Origin of the sequence: Cryptosporangium japonicum (assembly GCF_039524755.1) — a bacterium.
GTDB lineage: Bacteria > Actinomycetota > Actinomycetes > Mycobacteriales > Cryptosporangiaceae > Cryptosporangium > Cryptosporangium japonicum.
Genome location: NZ_BAAAGX010000018.1, coordinates 210,478 through 230,464, shown reverse-complemented (window position 1 = coordinate 230,464; position 19,987 = coordinate 210,478). Strand labels below are relative to the sequence as shown.

At 70.9% G+C, this 19,987-nt stretch carries 22 protein-coding genes; 12 read left to right on the top strand and 10 right to left on the bottom strand.

Going from position 1 to position 19,987, the window contains the following annotated elements; genetic code table 11:
* Nucleotides 1-46: 46 nt before the first annotated feature.
* The gene (locus ABD437_RS24350) at nt 47-472 is read right to left on the bottom strand and encodes a Fur family transcriptional regulator (protein WP_344651228.1); all 426 of its coding nucleotides are present in this window, start codon (nt 470-472) and stop codon (nt 47-49) included.
* 54 nt (nt 473-526) lie between these two features.
* Between ABD437_RS24350 and ABD437_RS24345 the strand changes: the two genes are divergently transcribed.
* The 5 genes from ABD437_RS24345 to ABD437_RS24325 are packed head-to-tail and all read left to right on the top strand — an operon-like array spanning nt 527 to nt 5,888.
* Nucleotides 527-1,492: a 2-hydroxyacid dehydrogenase gene (locus ABD437_RS24345; RefSeq protein ID WP_344651227.1), complete on the top strand. Its 966-nt coding sequence runs from the start codon at nt 527-529 to the stop codon at nt 1,490-1,492.
* A gap of 4 nt (nt 1,493-1,496) precedes the next feature.
* The gene (gene ppk2 / locus ABD437_RS24340) at nt 1,497-2,300 is read left to right on the top strand and encodes a polyphosphate kinase 2 (RefSeq protein ID WP_344651226.1); all 804 of its coding nucleotides are present in this window, start codon (nt 1,497-1,499) and stop codon (nt 2,298-2,300) included.
* Nucleotides 2,301-2,329: 29 nt separating this feature from the next.
* Nucleotides 2,330-2,836: a 2Fe-2S iron-sulfur cluster-binding protein gene (locus ABD437_RS24335; protein WP_344651225.1), complete on the top strand. Its 507-nt coding sequence runs from the start codon at nt 2,330-2,332 to the stop codon at nt 2,834-2,836.
* Complete coding sequence (locus tag ABD437_RS24330) at nt 2,833-3,792, top strand: FAD binding domain-containing protein (protein WP_344651224.1); 960 nt, start codon at nt 2,833-2,835, stop codon at nt 3,790-3,792. The genes ABD437_RS24335 and ABD437_RS24330 overlap by 4 nt, the downstream gene beginning before the upstream one ends.
* Nucleotides 3,789-5,888 (top strand): molybdopterin cofactor-binding domain-containing protein, encoded by a 2,100-nt coding sequence (locus ABD437_RS24325; RefSeq protein ID WP_344651223.1) that lies wholly within the window; start codon nt 3,789-3,791, stop codon nt 5,886-5,888. The genes ABD437_RS24330 and ABD437_RS24325 overlap by 4 nt, the downstream gene beginning before the upstream one ends.
* Before the next feature lie 12 nt (nt 5,889-5,900).
* Here ABD437_RS24325 and ABD437_RS24320 read toward each other — a convergent pair whose 3' ends face one another.
* Nucleotides 5,901-6,767, bottom strand: coding sequence for an SDR family NAD(P)-dependent oxidoreductase (locus ABD437_RS24320; RefSeq protein WP_344651222.1), 867 nt, complete (start codon nt 6,765-6,767; stop codon nt 5,901-5,903).
* A 40-nt stretch (nt 6,768-6,807) separates the two neighbouring features.
* Here ABD437_RS24320 and ABD437_RS24315 point away from each other — a divergent pair, with 40 nt between their 5' ends.
* On the top strand, nt 6,808-7,467 hold the full coding sequence (locus ABD437_RS24315; protein ID WP_425558222.1) for a TetR/AcrR family transcriptional regulator: 660 nt from the start codon (nt 6,808-6,810) through the stop codon (nt 7,465-7,467).
* Nucleotides 7,468-7,520: 53 nt separating this feature from the next.
* Here ABD437_RS24315 and ABD437_RS24310 read toward each other — a convergent pair whose 3' ends face one another.
* Genes ABD437_RS24310 through sigK form a run of 3 tightly spaced genes read right to left on the bottom strand, consistent with a single transcriptional unit; the run spans nt 7,521 to nt 9,404 of the window.
* Nucleotides 7,521-8,069, bottom strand: a complete 549-nt coding sequence (locus tag ABD437_RS24310) for a rhomboid family intramembrane serine protease (RefSeq protein WP_344651220.1) — start codon at nt 8,067-8,069, stop codon at nt 7,521-7,523.
* Nucleotides 8,070-8,082: 13 nt separating this feature from the next.
* Nucleotides 8,083-8,811: an anti-sigma factor gene (locus ABD437_RS24305; protein WP_344651219.1), complete on the bottom strand. Its 729-nt coding sequence runs from the start codon at nt 8,809-8,811 to the stop codon at nt 8,083-8,085.
* Complete coding sequence (gene sigK / locus ABD437_RS24300; protein ID WP_344651218.1) at nt 8,808-9,404, bottom strand: ECF RNA polymerase sigma factor SigK; 597 nt, start codon at nt 9,402-9,404, stop codon at nt 8,808-8,810. Before sigK ends, ABD437_RS24305 begins: the two co-directional genes overlap by 4 nt.
* A gap of 205 nt (nt 9,405-9,609) precedes the next feature.
* Between sigK and ABD437_RS24295 the strand changes: the two genes are divergently transcribed.
* From ABD437_RS24295 to ABD437_RS24285, 3 genes are all read left to right on the top strand, one after another.
* A complete protein-coding gene (locus ABD437_RS24295; RefSeq protein ID WP_344651217.1) occupies nt 9,610-10,533 on the top strand; it encodes an AraC family transcriptional regulator in 924 nt (307 codons plus the stop codon).
* Between the two features lie 85 nt (nt 10,534-10,618).
* Nucleotides 10,619-11,458 (top strand): helix-turn-helix transcriptional regulator, encoded by an 840-nt coding sequence (locus tag ABD437_RS24290; RefSeq protein WP_344651216.1) that lies wholly within the window; start codon nt 10,619-10,621, stop codon nt 11,456-11,458.
* Between the two features lie 34 nt (nt 11,459-11,492).
* The gene (locus tag ABD437_RS24285) at nt 11,493-12,248 is read left to right on the top strand and encodes an SDR family NAD(P)-dependent oxidoreductase (RefSeq protein WP_344651215.1); all 756 of its coding nucleotides are present in this window, start codon (nt 11,493-11,495) and stop codon (nt 12,246-12,248) included.
* Here the strand turns inward: ABD437_RS24285 and ABD437_RS24280 are convergent.
* Nucleotides 12,245-12,742 (bottom strand): MarR family winged helix-turn-helix transcriptional regulator, encoded by a 498-nt coding sequence (locus tag ABD437_RS24280; protein ID WP_344651214.1) that lies wholly within the window; start codon nt 12,740-12,742, stop codon nt 12,245-12,247. The genes ABD437_RS24285 and ABD437_RS24280 overlap by 4 nt on opposite strands.
* A 76-nt stretch (nt 12,743-12,818) precedes the next feature.
* Between ABD437_RS24280 and ABD437_RS24275 the strand changes: the two genes are divergently transcribed.
* Complete coding sequence (locus tag ABD437_RS24275; protein WP_344651213.1) at nt 12,819-14,000, top strand: amidohydrolase family protein; 1,182 nt, start codon at nt 12,819-12,821, stop codon at nt 13,998-14,000.
* Here ABD437_RS24275 and ABD437_RS24270 read toward each other — a convergent pair.
* Nucleotides 13,949-14,788 carry a glucose 1-dehydrogenase gene (locus ABD437_RS24270; protein WP_344651212.1) on the bottom strand — a complete coding sequence of 280 codons (840 nt, stop codon included), beginning with the start codon at nt 14,786-14,788 and terminating at the stop codon, nt 13,949-13,951. The two genes, ABD437_RS24275 and ABD437_RS24270, sit on opposite strands and share 52 nt — an antisense overlap.
* 73 nt (nt 14,789-14,861) lie before the next feature.
* On the opposite strand from ABD437_RS24270, the gene ABD437_RS24265 reads away from it, so the two are divergent.
* Together ABD437_RS24265 and ABD437_RS24260 are read left to right on the top strand one after the other, a co-directional pair.
* The gene (locus tag ABD437_RS24265; protein ID WP_344651211.1) at nt 14,862-15,308 is read left to right on the top strand and encodes a MarR family winged helix-turn-helix transcriptional regulator; all 447 of its coding nucleotides are present in this window, start codon (nt 14,862-14,864) and stop codon (nt 15,306-15,308) included.
* Nucleotides 15,305-15,871, top strand: coding sequence for a hypothetical protein (locus tag ABD437_RS24260; RefSeq protein ID WP_344651210.1), 567 nt, complete (start codon nt 15,305-15,307; stop codon nt 15,869-15,871). The genes ABD437_RS24265 and ABD437_RS24260 overlap by 4 nt, the downstream gene beginning before the upstream one ends.
* Nucleotides 15,872-15,889: 18 nt before the next feature.
* Here the strand turns inward: ABD437_RS24260 and ABD437_RS24255 are convergent, their stop codons facing one another.
* From ABD437_RS24255 to ABD437_RS24245, 3 genes are read right to left on the bottom strand one after another with little or no spacing between them, the layout of a single operon-like run.
* The gene (locus ABD437_RS24255; protein ID WP_344651209.1) at nt 15,890-16,855 is read right to left on the bottom strand and encodes an ABC transporter substrate-binding protein; all 966 of its coding nucleotides are present in this window, start codon (nt 16,853-16,855) and stop codon (nt 15,890-15,892) included.
* 27 nt (nt 16,856-16,882) lie between these two features.
* Nucleotides 16,883-18,835: an ABC transporter permease gene (locus ABD437_RS24250; RefSeq protein ID WP_425558221.1), complete on the bottom strand. Its 1,953-nt coding sequence runs from the start codon at nt 18,833-18,835 to the stop codon at nt 16,883-16,885.
* Nucleotides 18,832-19,839, bottom strand: coding sequence for a quaternary amine ABC transporter ATP-binding protein (locus tag ABD437_RS24245; protein ID WP_344651372.1), 1,008 nt, complete (start codon nt 19,837-19,839; stop codon nt 18,832-18,834). The genes ABD437_RS24250 and ABD437_RS24245 overlap by 4 nt, the downstream gene beginning before the upstream one ends.
* Nucleotides 19,840-19,987: the final 148 nt, after the last annotated feature.

Sequence of the window (19,987 nt, the reverse complement as noted above, 5' to 3'; positions counted from 1 at the left end):
CGCGATGATCATGATCGTCGGGCGGCGGCGGCGGCGTCGCGCGGCGCTACGACGAAAGTCGCGAGCAGCCCGGGCAGACGCCCCAGAACACCACTTCGGCCTCGTCGACCACGAACCCGTGCGAGCCCGCCGGCGTCAGGCACGACGGCGACCCGACGACGCAGTCGACGTCGACGATCGTGCCGCAGGCGCGGCACACGAGGTGGTGGTGGTTGTCGCCGACGCGCGCCTCGTAGACCGCGGCGGAGCCGGCAGGCTCGATCCGCCGGGTCAGCCCCACCGCGGTGAGCGCGTCCAGCACGTCGTAGACGCCCTGGGTGGAGATCGTGATCCCCTGCTCACGCACCCGCCGGGCGACCGCGTCCGCGGTCACGTGCGGCTGGTCTCGCAGCGCCTCGAGCACGGACGCACGCTGCGCGGTCACCCGCAGCCCGGCGTCGCGCAACTGAGCGCGGGTGTTTTCCTCGGCCACCCCTCCAGGGTAACTGGAATGAGTCAAGTTCTGACCATCTGATATTCAGACCATATGGTCGCGAAGATCGTCGTCACCCAGCCGGTACACGCAGAGCAGCTCCAGCGCCTCCGGGACGCCGGGCACGAGGTGGTCGCGCTCGACTCGCCTCGGGGCCTGAGCCCGGAGGAACTCGTCGACGCCGCCGCGGACGCCGACGCGCTGCTGAGCCAGCTCACCGACAAGCTGACCGGGGACGTCTTCGCGCGCACCCGGCTCACGATCGTGGCGACCATCGCCACCGGTTTCGACAACATCGACGTGGCCGCCGCTAACACCGCGAAGACCATCGTCACCCGCACGCCCGACGTCCTCACCGACGCCACCGCCGACCTCGCGATGACGCTGATGCTGTCGGTCGCCCGGCAGATCCCCCGGTCCGACGCCGACACCCGCGCGCACGGCACCGGCCCGTTCCAGTTGCTGCGCGAGCCGATGGGCATCGACATCTCCGGCGCGACGCTCGGCATCGTCGGCCTCGGACGCATCGGCGAGGCGCTCGCGCACCGCGCGCACTTCGGGTTCGGCATGACGATCCGGTACACCGCCCGTTCGTCGCACCCGGCGGCCGAGGAGCGGTTCGGCGCGTCGCGTCTGCCGCTCGGGCAACTACTGGCCGAGTCCGACGTCGTGAGCCTGCACGCCCCGCTCAACGACGAGACCAGGCACCTGATCAACCGCGAGACGCTGAAGCTCATGAAGCCCACCGCGATCCTGATCAACACCGGGCGCGGTCCGCTCGTCAACGAGAAGGATCTCGCCGAAGCCCTCCGGTCGGGCGAGATCGCCGGCGCGGGCCTGGACGTCTTCGAGAACGAGCCCGACGTCCACCCCGATCTGCTCGCCGTCGGCCACCGCACCGTCCTGACGCCGCACATCGGCAGCGCGACCGCCAAGACCCGCCTGGCCATGACGTCGCTGGCCGTGGACAACATCCTGGCCGTCCTCGCCGGTGACCCGCCGCTGACCCCCGTAGGGTGAACAGATGGCAAAAGAGGCGCGGGTCGGGAAGAAGGTCTACGAGGCCGAGTTGCTCCGGCTGCAGACCGAACTGGTGACGATGCAGGCCTGGCTGCGTCAGACCGGCAACCGGCTGCTCGTGATCTTCGAAGGACGCGACGCCGCCGGCAAGGGCGGCACGATCAGCCGCGTCAGCCAGTACCTGAATCCCCGCTACGCCCGCACGGTCGCGCTGCCCGCGCCCACCGACCGCGAGCGCGGCCAGTGGTACTTCCAGCGGTACGTCCAGCACCTGCCGACGAAAGGCGAGGCGGTGCTGTTCGACCGGTCCTGGTACAACCGGGCCGGCGTCGAGCGCGTGATGAACTTCTGCACCGAGGACGAGTACCGCCGCTTCCTGCACCAGTGCCCGCTGTTCGAGCGGATGCTCGTCGAGGACGGCATCCTGCTGCGCAAGTACTGGTTCTCGGTGAGCGACGCCGAGCAGCAGCGTCGCTTCGAGGACCGGCTGGACGACCCGCTGCGCCGCTGGAAGCTCTCGCCGATGGACGTGGAGTCGATCGCGCGCTGGGAGGACTACTCCCGGGCCAAGGACGAGATGTTCGTGCACACCGACATCCCGGAAGCGCCCTGGTACGTCGTGCAGAGCGACGACAAGCGTTCGGCGCGGCTGAACATGATCGCGCACCTGCTCTCCACCGTGCCGTACCAGCAGGTCAGCGAGCCGAAGATCAAGCTGCCGAAGCGGCCGAAGTCGTCGGGCTACCAGCGCCCGCCGCGCGACTCCCAGCACTTCGTGCCGAACCACGCGGCGACGCTGGAGAGTTAATCCCCGTTCAGCGCGGGTAGATCGGCGTTATGCCCGAATCCGCTCGCGCGACGTTCGCGCTCACCGTCAACGGCACCACGCACCACCTCACCGTCGACCCACGCACGACGCTCCTCGACGCGCTCCGCGAGCACCTCGGCCTGACCGGTGCCAAGAAGGGCTGCGACCACGGCCAGTGCGGTGCCTGCACCGTGCTGCTCGACGGCCGTCGCGTCAACAGCTGCCTGATCTTCGCGATCTCGCAGCAGCACGCGAGGATCACGACGATCGAGGGCCTCGGCACACCGGAGAACCTGCACCCGGTGCAGCGCGAGATGCTCGAGCACGACGGTTACCAGTGCGGCTACTGCACGCCGGGGCAGATCTGCAGCGCGGTCGGCATGCTCGGCGAGCTGAACGACGGCTGGCCCAGCGCGGTCACCGGAGAAACACCGGAGCTCAGCCGGGAAGAGGTCCGCGAGCGGATGAGCGGCAACCTCTGCCGCTGCGGCGCGTACCCCAACATCGTCGACGCGATCGTGGAGGCGGCCCGGTGAAGACGTTCGCCTACCGCGCGGTCACCGACGTCGACGAGGCCGTCGCCGCCGAGGGCACGTTCCTCGCCGGCGGCACGAACCTCGTCGACCTGATGAAGCTCGGCGTCGCCGCACCGGAGACGCTCGTCGACATCAACCACCTGCCGCTGCACGACGTCGTCCGCCGGCCGGACGGGGGCCTGCGCATCGGCGCGGGCGTGCGCAACAGCGAGCTCGCCGCGCACCCGGTGGTGCGGCGGCACTACCCGGTGCTCAGCCAGGCGTTGCTCGCCGGCGCGTCGGGGCAGCTGCGCAACATGGCCACGACCGGCGGGAACCTGCTCCAGCGCACCCGCTGCCGGTACTTCATGGACGCGACGAAACCCTGCAACAAGCGCGTGCCCGGCAGCGGCTGTCCTGCCCGCGACGGCGATCACCGCAACCTGGCGGTCCTCGGCGCCTCCGACGCGTGTGTCGCCACCCACCCGTCGGACATGGCGGTCGCGCTGGTGGCCCTCGACGCCGTCGCCCGCGTCACCGGGCCGGACGGCGAGCGCACGATCCCGATCGAGGTGCTGCACCGACTGCCCGGCGACCAGCCGCACCGCGACACGGTGCTGGAGCCGGGCGAGCTGATCACCGCGGTCGACCTGCCTCCGCTGGGGCTGCCCAGCGCCTACCGCAAGGCCCGCGACCGCGCCTCGTACGCGTTCGCGGTCGGTTCGGTGGCGGCCTGCCTGCGGCTCGACGACCAGGGCCGGGTCGACGACGCGCGGCTCGCGTTCGGGGCGGTGGCCCACAAACCCTGGCGCGCGCGTGCGGCCGAGGAGGCGTTGCGCGGCGGACCGGCCACCCGTGAAGCGTTCCTGGCCGCGGCCGACGCCGAGCTCGCCGCGGCCGAGCCACTGCGCGACAACGCGTTCAAAGTGCCGCTGATCCGCAATCTCGTGGCCACCACGCTCGAGGAGCTCCGATGACGCTCAGTCCGACCCGGCCGGGGGCGATCGGGACGCCGGTGGCGCGTATCGAGGGGCCGCTCAAGGTGACCGGGACCGCCCGGTACGCGGTCGAGTACCCGGTCGAGAACGTCGTGTACGCGTGGGTGGTGCAGTCCCCGGTCGCGCGCGGCACGCTCACCGGACTCGAGGCACCCGAGGGCGACGACGTGCTGACGACGCTCTGGCACGGCAACGCCCCGACGTTGAGCGAGGTCGACGACCCCGAACTCGCGGTGCTGCAGTCTCCGACGATCAGCTACCGGGGCCAGGTCGTCGCGCTCGTCGTCGCGAAAACGCTCGAGGCGGCCCGGGGCGCGGCGCTCGGCGTCGAACTGGAGATCGCGCAGGAGGAGCACGACGTGCTCCTGCGCGACGACCACCCGGGCCTCTACACACCGGAGAAGGTCAACCCGGCGTTCCCGTCGGACACGTCGTCCGGCGACGTGGAGGCGGCGCTGACCGACGCGGCCACGACCGTCGACGTCACGTACGAGACGCCCGCGCTGCACAACAACCCGATGGAGCCGCACGCCACCACCGCGCTCTGGGTGGACGACGAACTGGTGCTCTACGACTCCAACCAGGGGCCGTCGGCGATCGCTTCGCAGGTCGCGAAGGTCTTCGGGCTGAAATCGAGCCAGGTGCACGTGGTCGCCGAGCACGTCGGCGGAGGGTTCGGGTCGAAGGGCAGCGCGCGTCCGAACGCGATCCTGGCCGCGATGGCCGCGCGGGTGGTGGGCTACCCGGTGCGGCTGGCCCTGCCGCGGCAGGCGCTGTTCACGATGGTCGGGCACCGGACGCCGACGATCCAGCGGGTGCGGCTCGGGGCGACCGCGGACGGCGTGCTGACCGCGATCGCGCACGACGTCGTCGAGCACACGTCGCAGCTGTTCGAGTTCGCGGAACAGACCGCGGTGGTGACGCGGCACATGTACGCGGCGCCGAACCGGCGTACGTCGCACCAACTGGCGCGGCTGGACGTGCCGACACCGCGGTGGATGCGCGCGCCGGGCGAGGCACCCGGCATGGTGGCGCTGGAGTGCGCGGTCGACGAGCTCGCCGCCGCACTCGGCCTGGACCCGATCGAGCTGCGGATCCGCAACGAGCCGGACGTCGAACCCGAGGACGGGACGCCGTTCAGCAGCCGGCACTACGTGGAGTGCCTGCGTCTGGGCGCGGCCCGGTTCGGGTGGGACACCCGGCCGCGGCAGCCCCGGCAGCGGCGCGAAGGGCGCTGGTGGGTGGGTACCGGCGTGGCCGGGGCCACCTACCCGTCGATGGTGATGCCGTCGAGGGCGACCGTACGGATCGACGCGTCGCGCAACGTGCTCGTCGAGGTCGCGGCGGTGGACATCGGCACCGGGTCGCGGACCGTGTTGCACCAGGTGGCGGCGGACGTGCTTGGCGTTCCGCTGGAGAACGTGACAGTGCGCATCGGCGACAGTTCACTGCCGCGCGCGTCGATCGCCGGTGGGTCGTCGGGGTCCGCGTCGTGGGGCTGGGCCGTGGATGGGGCGTGCCGGAAACTGCGTGAGGAGCTGACGCACCTGACCGGACCGGTGCCGTCGTCCGGGCTCTCGGCCTCGTTCGACACCGGGCCGGACGTCCGCTCGCGTGAGAACGCCGGAAAACACGCGTTCGGGGCCCACTTCGCCGAGGTGCGGGTGGACGCGGACACCGGCGAGGTGCGGGTGTCGAGACTGTTCGGTCAGTACGCGGTGGGGCGGGTGTTGAACCCACGCACCGCGCGCAGCCAGTTCATCGGCGGCATGACGATGGGCCTGGGGATGGCGCTGCACGAAGAGAGCGTGCTCGACGCCGCGACCGGCGACTGGGTGAACCACGACCTGGCCGAGTACCACGTGCCGGCGCACGCCGACGTCGAGTGGATCGACGCGGCGTGGCTCGACGAGGAGGACTCGTCGGTGAATCCGCTCGGGGTGAAGGGAATCGGCGAGATCGGGATCGTCGGGTCGCCGGCCGCGATCGTGAACGCGATCTGGCACGCGACCGGGGTGCGGGTGCGGAATCTGCCGGTGCGCCTGGACAAGCTCCTGACCGACCCGGCGTTCTGAGCGGTCGCCGGGTCACCCGGACTTCGAGGTGGGTTCCTCCACGGGATGGGGGGCCGGGTAGGGCTCGGTGAAGTCGGCGCTGCGGCCCACCTCGGCCCAGGCCGCGCCCTCGTCCAGCTGGTGTTCGGAGTACGCGCGGGCCATCTCGACCGCGTTGACCCCGAGAGGCAGATGGGAAGGCGGGTGCTCGCGACCGGCCGCGCGCACGATGATCTCGGCGGCCCGATCGGGGTCGCCCGCCGCGCCGGCGTCGTTGGCGCGGACCCGGCGCTGCATGAGGCCGATCGTGGCGTCGTACTCGGCCGGGATGTCGTGGACCGTCATCGACGCACCGGCCCAGTCGGTGGCGAACCCGCTGGGCTCGACCACCATCACACGCACCCCGAACGGCGCGGTCTCGGCGGCCAGCACCCGGCTGAAACCGTCGACGGCGAACTTCGCGGCCTGGTAGGACGCGATGCCCGGCGAGCCGCCGACCCGCCCGCCGATCGACGAGAACTGCACGATCGTGCCGCCACCCTGGGCGCGGAGCTGCGGGATCGCCGCTCGCGACACGTGGTAGACGCCCCAGAAGTTGGTCTCGAACTGCGTGCGGAAGTCGGCCTCGTCGCCGGTTTCGATCGGGGCGACGTTCGCGTAACCGGCGTTGTTGACGACCACGTCGATGCGGCCGAAGCGCTCGACGCCGGCGGCCAGTGCGGCGCGGACGGCCTGCGGGTCGGTGACATCGAGGGCCACCGGGAGGACCTGATCGCCGAACTCGGACAGCGTCTCCGGCCGGCGCGCGGTGGCGACGACCTGGTGCCCGGCGTCGAGAGCGGCGCGGACGAGTGAGCGGCCGAAGCCGCGGGACGACCCAGTGATGAACCAAATGGACATGCCTTTAGTAAAACGCGGTTTCGTTAATACCGCAACAGCGTTGCGATACGATGGGGTGGTGCAGCGGGCGCGGTCGGTGGAAGCGAAGCAACAGCGGGAACAGGCGATCCTGGACGCCGCCCGCCGGCTGGGCCTCGAACGGGGCATCCGGCAGATCACGCTGACTGATATCGCCAACGCGGTCGGTATGCACAAGTCGGCGCTGTTGCGATATTTCGAAACGCGGGAACAGATATATCTGTTGTTGACCGCGGAGGGATGGCGCGAGTGGGGGCCGGATCTCCGTGCCCGCCTCGCGCTGTTGACGCCCGGCGAGGCGTCCCCGGAGCTGGTCGCCGGCGAGATCGCGGAGTCGCTGGTCAGCCGGCCGATGTTCTGTGACCTGCTCGCGCAGGCACCGCTGAACCTCGAGCGCAACGTGTCGCTGGAATCGGTGCGCGAGTTCAAGCTCGTGACGCTGGAGCAGGTCGAGGCGCTGGTCGCCGAGTTCCGGCGGCTGCGTCCCGGGCTCAGCGAGGAGCAGGGTGTCGACCTGATCGCGACGGCCACCTCGCTGGCCGGTGCGCTCTGGCAGATGGCCACACCCGGCCCGGAGATCGAGGCGCTCTACCGCGGCGATCCCCGACTAGGCCACGCGATCGTCGAGGTAGGCCCACGTCTCACCCGGGTACTGACCGCCCTTCTACGGGGTACCGCCTAGCGCTTCGGCGTGTCGGTCGACTCGACACCCTCACGGTCGACGAGCGGCTCGCTCTAGTGTTCGCGTAGAGAGCGAGCCGGGGGCAGGGCCGAGCGCCACGCCAGTGCTCCCCCGAGCAACGCGCCGGCCAGCAGGGGTGCCCCGTGGTTGTCGCCGGTCGCGGCGAGCAGCACGCCGAGGAGCAGCACGGCGCCCGCGCCGGCCCGGAGCGCCAGCGCCACCTTCGCGGCCCCGCTGATCAGCCAGGCCGCCAGCCCACCGAGCAGGCCGGCCACCGCCACCGACGAACCGGCGCTGTAGTACTCGAGCGCGTAGCTGTAGACCTCGCCGACCACTCCCCCGGTGAGGTACAGCGCGAGCCACGCGCGCCGGCCGAACACCCGCTCGGCGATCGCTCCGAACATCAACAGCCCGATGCCGTTGGTGAGCACCTGCCCCCAGCCTTCCGGGTTCACCAGGATCGGCGTCACCAGGCGCCAGACCTGCCCGTCGAAGAACGCGGGGTCGCGGGCCAGCGCGTCGGAGAAGGCGGGCACCGCGTACCCCAGCGCGGTGGTCGCGGCCGTCACCGCGAACACCGCCCAGGTGAGCGTGGTTTTCATGCCTCGAGGGGTATCACGCCCGTCCCATCGTCACCGAGGCATAGGGGGAAGTGGGCTGGGGGGCGCCGCCCTCGTTCTCGACGCTCACCGCCAGCTGGTCGCCCGGCGACAGGTTCTCCACCACCCGGGATCCGCTCCGGGCGTCCGGCGGCAGCACCGAGAGGTTGCGTGCGACCCCGCCGGACACCCGCCAGAGCTGGTACGTCTTTCCGCTCGGCACGGCGCCGAGCCCGTCGAACGTCAGCACGGCCGCGCCCTGCGACGCCGAGTACACCGCGGTGAAGCGGCCCGCGGGCGCGTCCGGTGAGACACGCAGCGTCGCGTCGGGCGCGGCGAGCACGGCACGCATCCGAGCGCTCTCCTCCTGGGCCGCCACGACCCGCGCGCGCTCGTCGCCGACCCGCGTCTCCTGCACCCACCAGGTCGTCCCGATCGCGCCGGCCAGCACGGCGACCGCGGCGGCCACCGCGGCCAGCCGCCGGCCACGCGGCGGGCGCAGGCCGGCCACGCGTGACGGGGTCTGCCGCGTGGCCCGCGCCGCGGCCAGTACCCGGTTGCGCAGCTCGGGCGGCGGCGCGACCGCCGAGGCGCCGCCGAGTCGCGCCGCCGCCTCCGCGAACCCCGCCACCTCGGTCGCACACGTGGGGCACGTCCGCAGGTGCCGCTCGACCGCGGCCCGTTCCGTGTCGTCGAGCGCGTCCAGGGCGTAGGCGCCGTTCAGCAACTCCGGGTGATCGTTCATCGGCCTACTCCGAGGCAGTCGCGCAACCGGATCAGGCCGTCCCGCATCCGGGTCTTCACAGTGGGGAGAGCGAGGTCGAGCGTCGCCGCCACCTCGCGGTAGGTCTGCCCGCCGTAGTACGCCAGCGTGATCGCTTCCCGCTGGACGTCGGTCAGACCTTTCAGGCACCGCCGCACCTGCTGGTGCTCGAGCCGCCCGGCGACCTCGTCGGCCACCACGTCGTACGCCGGCGCTTCCGGCACCGCGACCCGCTTCTCCCGGTCGGTCGCGGCCTGCGCCGCGCGTACCCGGTCCACCGCGCGCCGGTGCGCCAACGTCACGATCCATCCCGACGCCGTCCCGCGGGCCGGGTCGAACCGGGCGGCCGTGCGCCAGACCTCGACGAGCACCTCCTGGGCGACCTCCTCGGCCTGCGCGGGGTCACGCACCACGCGCAGGATGACGCCGTAGACACGCGGCGACACCTCGTCGTAGAGCCGCGCGAACGCGTCGTCGTCGCCCCGGCCGACCCGGGCGAGCAGGGTGCCCAGCACGTCGGTGTCACCACCGTCGGGCGGTGGTGCGGCAGCGCGAGCGCGCCTCCAGCGGTCCATTCGTGCCCTCCTGAGTCGACGGGTCCGCTGGTCATTCGGAGCCGGTGGCCCGAGGGATTGGTGGTGCGTCGAACCTTCGCTACCACACGCTACGGGGTTGATTCCGACGCTCGAGAGGTTCAGCCTCAGTGCGCGGCGGGTGAGGGGGATTCGCGCCATGGGCGGTTCGGTCAACGTTGAGCGGGACAGGTTCGACTCCCGGGACATGGGGGAGGTTCAGGAGCTGATCAGCCGTCGGTACGTCGAGCACCAGCCGCGGATCTCCGGTGACGTGCGCGCGTTCCGGTTCTCGTCCCGGTCGGTCCGGGCCGGGGGCCTCACGCTGGACCGGGCCAAGTACCGGGCGAACATCGTGATCAACGCTGACCCGTTCGACACCACGCTGGTCCTGCGGGTCCGCGAGGGGCGCTTCGACATGTCGTCCGGCCGTGCGCGGGTGGTGGCCGGCCCCGGCGAGTGCGTGCTGTACCCGCGTCACGTCCCGCTGGACTTCGTCATGGACGAGGTGGCGTACGAGGTGATCCAGATGCCCGGTGAGCTGACGAGCCGGGCCGCGGCCCGGCTCGGCGTCGACCCGGCGGAGTTCCGCTTCGAGGGCATGACGCCGGTGTCGGCGGCCATGACCAGGCACTGGCGGGCGACGACGGCCTACATCACGGGCGTGTTCAGCGGTCCGGAGCCGCTCGAGGTGCATCCGCTGCTGTTGTCCGCGGTGCTGGAGGCGGCCACCACCGCGGTGCTGGCCACGTTCCCGAACACGACGATGACGACGGACTACGTGCCCGGGTCGGGCTGGTCGGCCCCCTCGGTGGTGCGTCGCGCGGTCGAGTTCATCGAGGAGCACGCCGCGGAGCCGGTGACGCTCGAGGCGATCGCCGCGGCCGCCGGCGTCGGCACCCGCTCGTTGCAGGCCGCGTTCGCCCGGCACCTGGACACCACGCCGCTCGGCCAGCTGTACCGGGTGCGGCTGGGCCGGGTGCGTGAGGAACTGCAGAACGCGCAGCCCGGCGACGGTTCCACGGTCGCCGACGTCGCCCGCCGCTGGGGCTTCGCCGACCGGGGCCGGTTCGCCGCCGCCTACCGTTCCGCCTTCGGCGAGCTGCCCAGCCAGACCCTTAGGCAGGGATGAAAGATCCCTGGATGAACGTGTCCTACCTGTTGGCCGCGGAACGGGTGATGCTTGGTCCCGTCGGCAGGCGACGAGGGGAGGAACGATGGCGGACCGGGCGCAGTTGGCGGATTTTCTCCGCTCGCGGCGGGAGGCGTTGCAGCCGGAGGACGTCGGGCTTCCCCGCGGGCCGCGCCGGCGCACCGGTGGGCTGCGTCGCGAGGAGGTCGCCGCGCTCTGCGGTATGTCGACCGACTACTACAGCCGGATCGAGCAGCAGCGCGGTCCGAACCCGTCCGAGCAGATGCTGGCGGCGATCGCCCGCGGGCTGCACCTGACGCTGGACGAACGGGACCACCTGTTCCGGATCGCCGGCCACACCGCCCCCCAGCGGGCCGTCCGCACCGACCACGTCAACCCCGGCATCATGCGGATCCTCGACCGGCTCGACGACACTCCCGCACTGGTGTTCACCCACCTCGGGGAGGCGCTGCGCCAGACGAGGATGGCGAAGGCGCTGCTCGGCGACCAGATGAAGTTCACCGGCATGGCCAGGGCCACGGTCTACCGCTGGTACACCGACCCCCGGTCGCGCCTGATCTATCCCGAGGAAGACCACCCGATCCACGGCCGGGCGTTCACCGCGAGGCTGCGTGACGCGTACCTGGTCGAGGGCAAGGGGTCACGGTCGGCGGCGCTGGTGGAGGCGCTGCTGGCCGAGAGCCAGGAGTTCGCCGCGGTCTGGTCCGAGCACGACATCAGCGCGGGCCATCCCGAGTTCAAGCGCATCAGCCACCCGGAGCTCGGCGTCCTCGAAGTGCAGTGCCAGACCCTCCTCGACCCGGACCAGTCGCAGAGCCTGCTGGTCTTCACCGCGACGCCAGGCACCGAGAGCTACGAGAAGTTGCAGCTCCTGTCGGTCATCGGCGACCGCGTCGACGTCTGAATTCACTCATCGCACCACTTTCCTGGAGACACCCATGTCCAAAATCGCCCTGATCACCGGAGCCAACCGCGGGCTCGGCCGGAACACCGCGCTGCGCCTCGCCGAGGACGGCGTCGACGTGATCCTCACGTACCGGTCGAACGCCGACGAGGCCCAGGAGGTCGTCGACGAGCTGACGAAGCTCGGCCGCACGGCCGTGGCCTTCCGTCTCGACGTCGGTGACCTCGCCGCGCACGAGGCGTTCGTGGACGAGGTCCGCGCGGCGCTGGCCGACCGGTGGGGCCGGGACACGTTCGACTACCTCGTGAACAACGCCGGCACCGGCATCTACGCGACGGTCGCCGACACCACCGTCGAGCAGTTCGACTCGCTGCTCGGCGTGCACCTGCGCGGCCCGTTCTTCCTCACCCAGCGGCTGATCCCGCTGCTGGCCGACGGTGGTCGCGTCCTCAACCTGTCCACCGGTCTGGCCCGCTTCACCAGCCCCGGCTACGCGGCGTACGCGGCGATGAAGGGCGCGGTCGAGGTGTTCACCCGGTACCTGGCCCAGGAGCTGGGGCCGCGTGGCATCACCGTGAACACGCTGGCTCCCGGGGTGATCGCGACCGACTTCGCCGGTGGCGCCGTGCGGGACAACGCCGGGCTGCAGGAGATGCTGTCGCAGCACATCGCACTGGGCCGCGTCGGGCTGCCGGACGACATCGGCAGCGTGGCCGCCTCGCTGCTGAGCGACCGCAGCGGCTGGATCACCGGTCAGCGCATCGAGGCGTCCGGGGGCCAGAACCTCTAAGGCGTGTCCCCCAGCGCGACGAGCACGTCGCGCAGGGCGTCGAGCGCGGCCCTGGTCGTCTCCGGCGGAACTCCACGCAGGTAGGCGGCCTGGGCCGCGGCGGCGGCCCGGACCGCGTCCTCGGCGGTGGCCACCCCGGCCCCGGTGAGGACGACCCACGAGCTGCGGGCGTCGGACGGGTCGGGGTCGCGGTCGACGAGGCCGGCCGCGGCCAGGCGCCGCAGCAGGTTGCTCATGCCGCCGGACGAGAGCATGAGCCGTTGGGCCAGGTCGGACGGGCGGAGCCGGTACGGCTCCCCGGACGCGCGCAGCACCGACAGGATGTCGTTCTCGGCCTTGGTGAGTCCGAGCTTCGCGAGCTCGGCGTCCACCGCGCGGGCCATCAGCGCGGAGAGCCGGGTGGCCCGCTTGGCCAGCGCCCACTCCTCCCCGACGGCGCCGGGCAGCTCGGCGCCCCAGATCTCGAAGGCCCCATCGGTGCGGTCCCGCTTCACCTGGCCATCCTAGCGCCGCCCTTGCGTCGCAAAAGCTTTCGGAATAGCTTTGCAGAAAGCTTTCTAGGGAGGCGCTTTGCGTACTGCACTCGTTCACGCCCATCTCGTTCCCGGCGACGGCGGTCCCGAGGTCCCGGACGCCACCGTGCTGATCGAGGACGGCGCGATCGTCGACGTCGGAGCGGGCATCGAGCCGCAGGGGGCGGAGATCGTCGACGCCACCGGGCTGACCGCGATTCCCGGTCTGGTCGACGGTCACCAGCACGTCTGGCAGGCCGGGCTACGGGGCGCCGGCGCGGATCTGTCGATCACCGGCTACCGCGACACCGTGCTCCCCCGCCTCGCGGCGTTCACCCCCGAGGACCTGCACGCGGCGACGCTGCTCGGCGCGGCCGAGTCGCTCAACGCCGGTATCACCACGATCTTCGACTGGCGGCACGGCGCGCTCGCCCCCGAACACACCGAGGCGGCCGCGGACGCGCTCGCCGCGGTCGGCGTCCGGACGTTGATCGGCACGCCCGAGGTGAGCGGGCCGGACCAGGCGCTGGCGATCATGGGGCCGGAGATCGACGACTACGACCGGGCCGTGCGCGACATCGAGCGCGGCCGCTCGCTCGGCGTCCTGATCTCGTTCCACGCCCAGGGCGCCTGCGTCGCGCGCCTGCACGCCGACGGGCTCCTCGGCCCGGACCTGAACATCGCGCACCTCAACGCGATGAGCGAGCCGGACGCGGTGTGGCTGGCCGAGGCCGGCGTCGGCGTGACGATGGCCCCGACCTGCGAGGCCGCGATCCGGGCCGCGGCCGCACCGTACGCGCGGTTCGCCGCCGCCGGTGGGCGTCCCGGCCTGAGCACGGACACCGCGATCAACGGCCCGGCCGGCTTGTTCGAGCCGCTCCGGGCCCTGCTCTGGTCCGAGCGGGTGCGCACCGGCGAGATCGTTCCGGCGGCGAGCTTTCTCCCGTCGGTCACTGTCGACAGCGCGCGGGCGATCGGGCTGGCCGACCGGATCGGCACGCTGACCGTGGGCAAGCGGGCCGACGTGCTGCTCATCGACGGCTTCGCGCACCTCACCGGCGACCGGGCCGGTGCCGTCGTCACGTCCGCGGGCGTGGAGAACGTCCGCCACGTGCTCGTCGACGGGCGCGTCGTGAAACGCGACGGCCGCCTGGTCGGCCTCGACCTGGCGGCCCTCCGCGGGTCGGCTCAGAGGATCGGGCGACCGCCGGTGACCGCGATGCGCGCACCGGAGATGTAGCTGCCCTCGTCCGACGCGAGCAGCACGTAGACCGGCGCGAGCTCCGCCGGCTGTCCGGCCCGGCCGAGCGGCGTGTCCTGGCCGAACTTCTCCACCTTCTCCGGCGGCATCGTCGCCGGGATCAGCGGCGTCCAGATCGGGCCGGGGGCGACGCTGTTCACCCGGATGCCCTTCTCGCCGAGCAGCTGCGCGAGGCTCGCGCAGAAGTTCGCGATCGCCGCCTTCGTCGCCGCGTACGGCGCCAGCGTCGGCGAGGGCATGTCCGAGTTCACCGACGAGCTGCCGATGATCGCCGAGCCGGGCCGCATGTGCGGCACCGCGGCTTTCGCCAGGTAGAAGAACGCGGAGATGTTCGTCGCGAACGTGTGCTCCCACTCGTCGTCCGGGATCTCCTCCAGCGACTCGTGGGTCATCTGGAACGCGGCGTTGTTGACGAGGACGTCGACCTGGCCGAACTCCTCCACGGCCTTGGCGACGATGTCCTTGCAGTGCTGGGGCTCCGACACGTCGCCGGGGACGAGCACGGCCTTCCGGCCGGCGTCCTCGACGTACTTCGCGGTCTCCTTGGCGTCCTCGTGCTCGTTCAGGTACGAGATGAGGACGTCTGCTCCTTCCCGGGCGTAGGCGATCGCGACGGCGCGGCCGATGCCGCTGTCACCGCCGGTGATGATCGCGGCCTTGCCGACGAGGCGGCCAGAGCCTCGGTAACTGTTCTCGCCGCAGTCCGGGCGCGGCGTCATCTCCGACTGGGTTCCGGGAACGTCCTGTTGCTGCGCGGGCTGGTTCATGCGCCCCGGCTTCCCGACGAACCAGCCGATAAACAGTCTATGAACCCAGGTAATAATGAAGTACATTCACTATGTGCCGACTTCAGTGAATGCCCTCGACCTCGTGCTGGAACTCACCGTCCTGCTCGGTGAGGACATGACGCAGAGCCTGGCGAGCGATCACCTCACCGAGCCGCGCGCGCACCTGCTCTGGGTGCTCGGCGCCCAGGGGCCGAGCACCCAGAAGAGCCTGGCCGAGGCGTTGAACGTCAGCGCACGGAACATCACCGGGTTGGTCGACGGGCTGGAGCAGACCGGGTACGTCATCCGCGCACCGCACCCGGACGACCGGCGCGCGACGCTCGTCTCGACGACCGAGCGGGGCGCGGCCATCGTCGACGCTTTCCAGTCCGGCCAGAAAGAACTCGCCGAGCAGCTCTTCGGGCCGATGGCACCCGGGGAGCTCGATCAGTTCGTCACCAGCCTCACGGGCGTGGTGGAGCGGCTGCGTGCCGCGATCGCCGAGGGGAGACCAGCATGATTCGCCGGGCCGTCCTGTTCGAGCTACGGATCTACCGCAACCTGGCGCGCTGGGTGGCGCGCCGGCCCGACGTGCGCGGCGGGGAGCCGTTCGGGTACGCCCAGCTGGTCACGCCGGTGCTGTGCCTCTGGATCTTCGGGTCGGCCGTCGAGACCGTGGTCGTGCACTTCATCCTGCCGTGGGAGGGCATCCGGCTGGTCGCCGACGTCATCGGCGTCTGGGGCCTGCTCTGGATGCTCGGGCTCCTGGCCGGGATGCGCACGTACCCGCACCTGGTGACACCCGAGGCGCTCCGGGTGCGCCACGGCGGGAACTTCGACCTGACGCTCCCCTGGGGAACCATCGAGAGCATCACGCAGCAGCGCACGAACCTCGAGTCGTCGATCCGGACCCTGCGGCTGATCGACGACGAACTGTTCGTGGCCGTGAACAACGAGGTGAACGTCCGCGTCGTGCTGACGGAGCCGATCGTCGTGAAAGGTCAGGAGGTCACCGCGGTGAACTTCCTCGCCGACGCCCCGAAGGCCCTGGTGGCTCGGGCGAAGGCCCCGGCGGCCCCGTAGGACCGCCGGGGTCACCGCCTACGTGCCCTGGAGCCAGGCGTCGACCTTGTCCTGGTTGGCCTCGACCCACTTCTTGGCCGCCTCGTCGGCCGGGACCTTGTCGACCGCGATCGCCTTCGCGACCTCGTTCTGGTCCTCGGCCGACCAGGTGAAGTTCTTCACCAGCGTGTACGCCGGGCTGCCGGAGTCGGCGAACTTCTTGCTGACGATCTTGTTGAGGTCGTACTCGGGGTAGTCACACGCAACCTTCTTCGCGTCGGCGTCGCACCCCGGCTTGTACTCGGGCAGCTTCACGTTCACGGCCGGCACCTCGTTGAGGAACCACTGCGGCGTGTAGAAGTACATGAGCAGCCACTTCTTCTGCTGCTCGGCCTGACGCATCGCGGTGATCAGCGCGGTCTCCGAACCCGAGTACACCACCTTGAAGTTCAGCTTCAGGTTCTGCACCAGCGCCGCGTCGTTGGTGACGTACGACGGGTCCCCGGCGAGGAACTGTCCCTTGTCGCCCGACTCGGACGTCTTGAACTGGGCCGCGTACTTGTTCAGGTTCTTCCAGTCCAGGACGTCCGGGTGCTCCTTGGCCAGCCACGGCGGCACGAACCAGCCGATCTTGCCCGGCACCCCGGTGGAGCCCGCGTCCACCGCCACCTTGTCGTCGGTGATGTACTTCTTCACCAGGTCGTCGTGGCCCCAGTTCTCGATGACCACGTCGACGACGCCGGTGGAGAAGCCCTGCCAGGCGACCTGCTCGAGGATGTTCTTCTTGACGACCTTGCAGCCGAGCTGCTTCTCCGCCACGTACGCGACGACCGCCGCGTTCGACTCGTAGCCGACCCACGGGTTGATCGCCAGGTTGACCGTGCCGCACTTGCCCTTGCTGCCGGCGTCGCTCCCGCCGGAGTCGCCGACCTTCGCACCGCCGCAAGCCGTCGCGGCCAGCAGTAGCGCGGCGACCGCAGCAGTAAGTCTGAGCTTGGAAAACATGCTGCTCCTAGCGGGGGTTGGGGGAACCTAGGAAACACGCTCCTGCGCCGCGGCCCGGGTGATGCGGTCGAGCAGGACGCCGAGCAGGACGATCGCGGCGCCGGCGGCCAGGCCCTTGCCGAACAGGCTGATCTGCACGAACCCGGCGACGACGTCGTAACCGAGCGCGCCTGCCCCCACCAGGCCACCGACCACGACCATCGCGAGCACGTAGATCGTGCCCTGGTTGACCGCGAGCGTGATGCCGCGCCGGGCCATCGGCACCTGGACCTTCGTGATGATCTGCCACGGGCTGGAGCCGACGGCGGTGGCCGCCTCCACGGTGGTCGGCGAGACGCCGCGGATCGCGTCGGCGATGATCTTGATGCAGACCGGGGCGGCGTAGACGACGGCCGCGACGATCGCGGTGAACCGGCTGGCCTCGAACAACGCCAGGAACGGCACCAGGTAGACGAACGCGGGCATGGTCTGGGCGGCGTCCAGCACCGGCCGGATCACCGCGTCGGCGCGTTCGCTGCGTCCCATCCAGATGCCGACGGCCAGACCGAGCACCACGGTGACGACGGTGGCCACCAGCGTCGCGGCCAGCGTCACCATCGCGTCGAACCAGACCCCGGTGCCGATGATCAGCACGAGCAGCACCAGCGACAGCAGCGCCGTCCGCCAGGTGCCGAGCACGTAGGCGAACGCGGTGATCGCCGCGATCACCAGCCACCACGGCGACTCGGACAGCAGCGCCTCGAGCGGGTTGAGCACGGCCGCGGTGAAGCCGTCCTTGAGGCCGCCGGTGAACCCGGCCAGGTGGAGTTGACACCAGTCGCTGACCGAGGTGGCCGCGCGGATGATCGGCGAGCCGACGTTCGGGCTGTCCGGGAACTCGGCCGCCCAGAGGTAGGTGTAGGAGAGGTACACGCCGACCAGCGCGGCGACCCCACCGCCGAGCACACCGTAGCGCCGCGTCTTCGACGGGCGCACTTCCCGTTCGGCGCGCACGCTCGCCGCCGTCGTCACCCGGTCGAGCACGATCGCCAGTACGACGATCGACAAGCCGGCGTTGAACGCGGTGCCGACGTCGAGGGTCTGCAGGGCCCGGACGACGACCTGGCCGAGGCCGGGCGCGTCGATCAGCGCCGCGATCGTGACCATCGAGAGCGCGGCCATGATCGTCTGGTTGATGCCGACGACGATGCTCGGCTTGGCCATCGGCAGCAGCACCTTGCGCAGCAGCTGCCCGCGCGTGGAGCCGAGCGACTCCCCCGCCTCGACGCTGTCGGTGGGCACCTCGCGGATGCCGTGCGCGGTCAGCCGGATCACCGGTGGCACCGCGTAGATCAGCGTGGCGATCGTCGCGGCGGCCGGTCCGATCAGGAACAACAGCGTGAGCGGCGCGAGGTAGACGAACGTCGGCATCGTCTGCATCAGGTCGAGCACCGGCGTGACCACGTTGTTGAAGCGGTTGGAGACACCGGCCCAGATGCCGAGCGGGATGCCGATCAGCAGCGAGAGCAGCACCGCGGTGATCGTCAGCGCGAGCGTGTCCATGCTTTCCTGCCACAGGCCCTGCGCGCCGACGAAGAGCAGGCCGGCCAGCGTCAGCAGCGAGACGCGCCAGTTGCCGAACGCCCACGCGGCCCAGGTCGCCAGTGCGACGACGCCGAGCCAGCCGACGTAGGGCAGCGGCCGGTCACCGACCGGCTGGGAGATCAGATGTTGCAGGAAGACGACGATCTGATCGATGCCGACCTTGATCTCGTTGAAGAAGTAGAGGAAGAGCGGGTTGGAGTTCCGGTTCGCGCCGACCGAGCCGTTCAGGTCGTTGAGCGACTGGTGGAAGTCGTTGATGTCGGCCGGTGCGAGCGCGAGCGTCTGCTTGCCGTGGAAGACGGCGTAGCCGACCAGCCACACGGCCAGGATGCCGACGATGCTCCACCCGCGGTTCGGCTTCCCCAGTGCTTTCGTGCGGGGCAGCGCGATGCTCACGATTCGGCCACCACGCCGAGCACCTCGGCGTCGCCGACGACCCCGAGCAGCTCGCCGTCGTCCACCACCTTCAGCGGCGCGTTCGCTTCGAGCACGGCGCGGACGGCGTCCTTGACCAGCACGTCCGGGCCCAGTTCGGGGCCGTCGAGCGTGTCGTCCGGCTCCGGGGGCCGCATGATCCAGCGCAGCGTCAGCACGTTGGCCTTCGGCACTTCGTGGACGAAGTCGCGCACGTACTCGTCGGCGGGCGCGCCCACCAGCTCCGCGCCGGTGCCGAGCTGCACCTGGCGTCCGTCGCGCATGATCAGGATGCGGTCGCCGAGCTTGAGCGCCTCGGACAGGTCGTGGGTGATGAAGACCATCGTCTTGCCGACCTCGCGGTGCAGCCGGATGACCTCGTTCTGCATGTCGCGGCGGATCAGCGGGTCGAGCGCGGAGAACGGTTCGTCGAACAGCAGCACGCCCGGGTCGCCGGCCAGCGCGCGGGCCAGGCCGACCCGCTGCTGCATGCCGCCGGAGAGCTGACGCGGCAGCGAGTTCTCGAAGCCGCTCAACCCGACGAGGTCGATGACCTCGTGGGCCCGGGCCAGGCGGTCGGTCTTCTTCTCGCCGCGGATCTCCAGCCCGTAGGCCACGTTGTCGATCACCCGGCGGTGCGGCAGCAGCCCGAAGTGCTGGAACACCATCGAGACCTGGTGGCGACGCAGCTCGCGCAGCGCCTTGTCGTCGGCCTCGCGGATGTTCCGGCCCTGGATCAGGACCTCGCCCGCGGTCGGCTCGATCAGCCGGGTGAGGCACCGCACCAGCGTCGACTTGCCGGAGCCCGAGAGTCCCATCACGACGAACACCTGGCCGGGCTCGACGTCGAAGCTCAGGTCGCAGACCGCGGCGAGGCAGCCGGTCCTCTCCTTGAGTTCGGCGCGCGGCAGCGCGGCCAGCTCGGGGTCGGCGGGCACCCGGTCCGCTTTCGGCCCGAACACCTTCCAGAGGTTCCGGACGCTGATGTCCGCGTCGCCGCCCGGGAGGTCGTCCGCCCGCTCCGGTGTACCTGATCGTGCCGTGGTTGCCGTCACCGTTAAGGCTCCTCACGCGGGCGCCAGAGTTGCGCATCATGCAATGAAGCGCAGTGAGTGCAACACAGAGTCTTGCGCG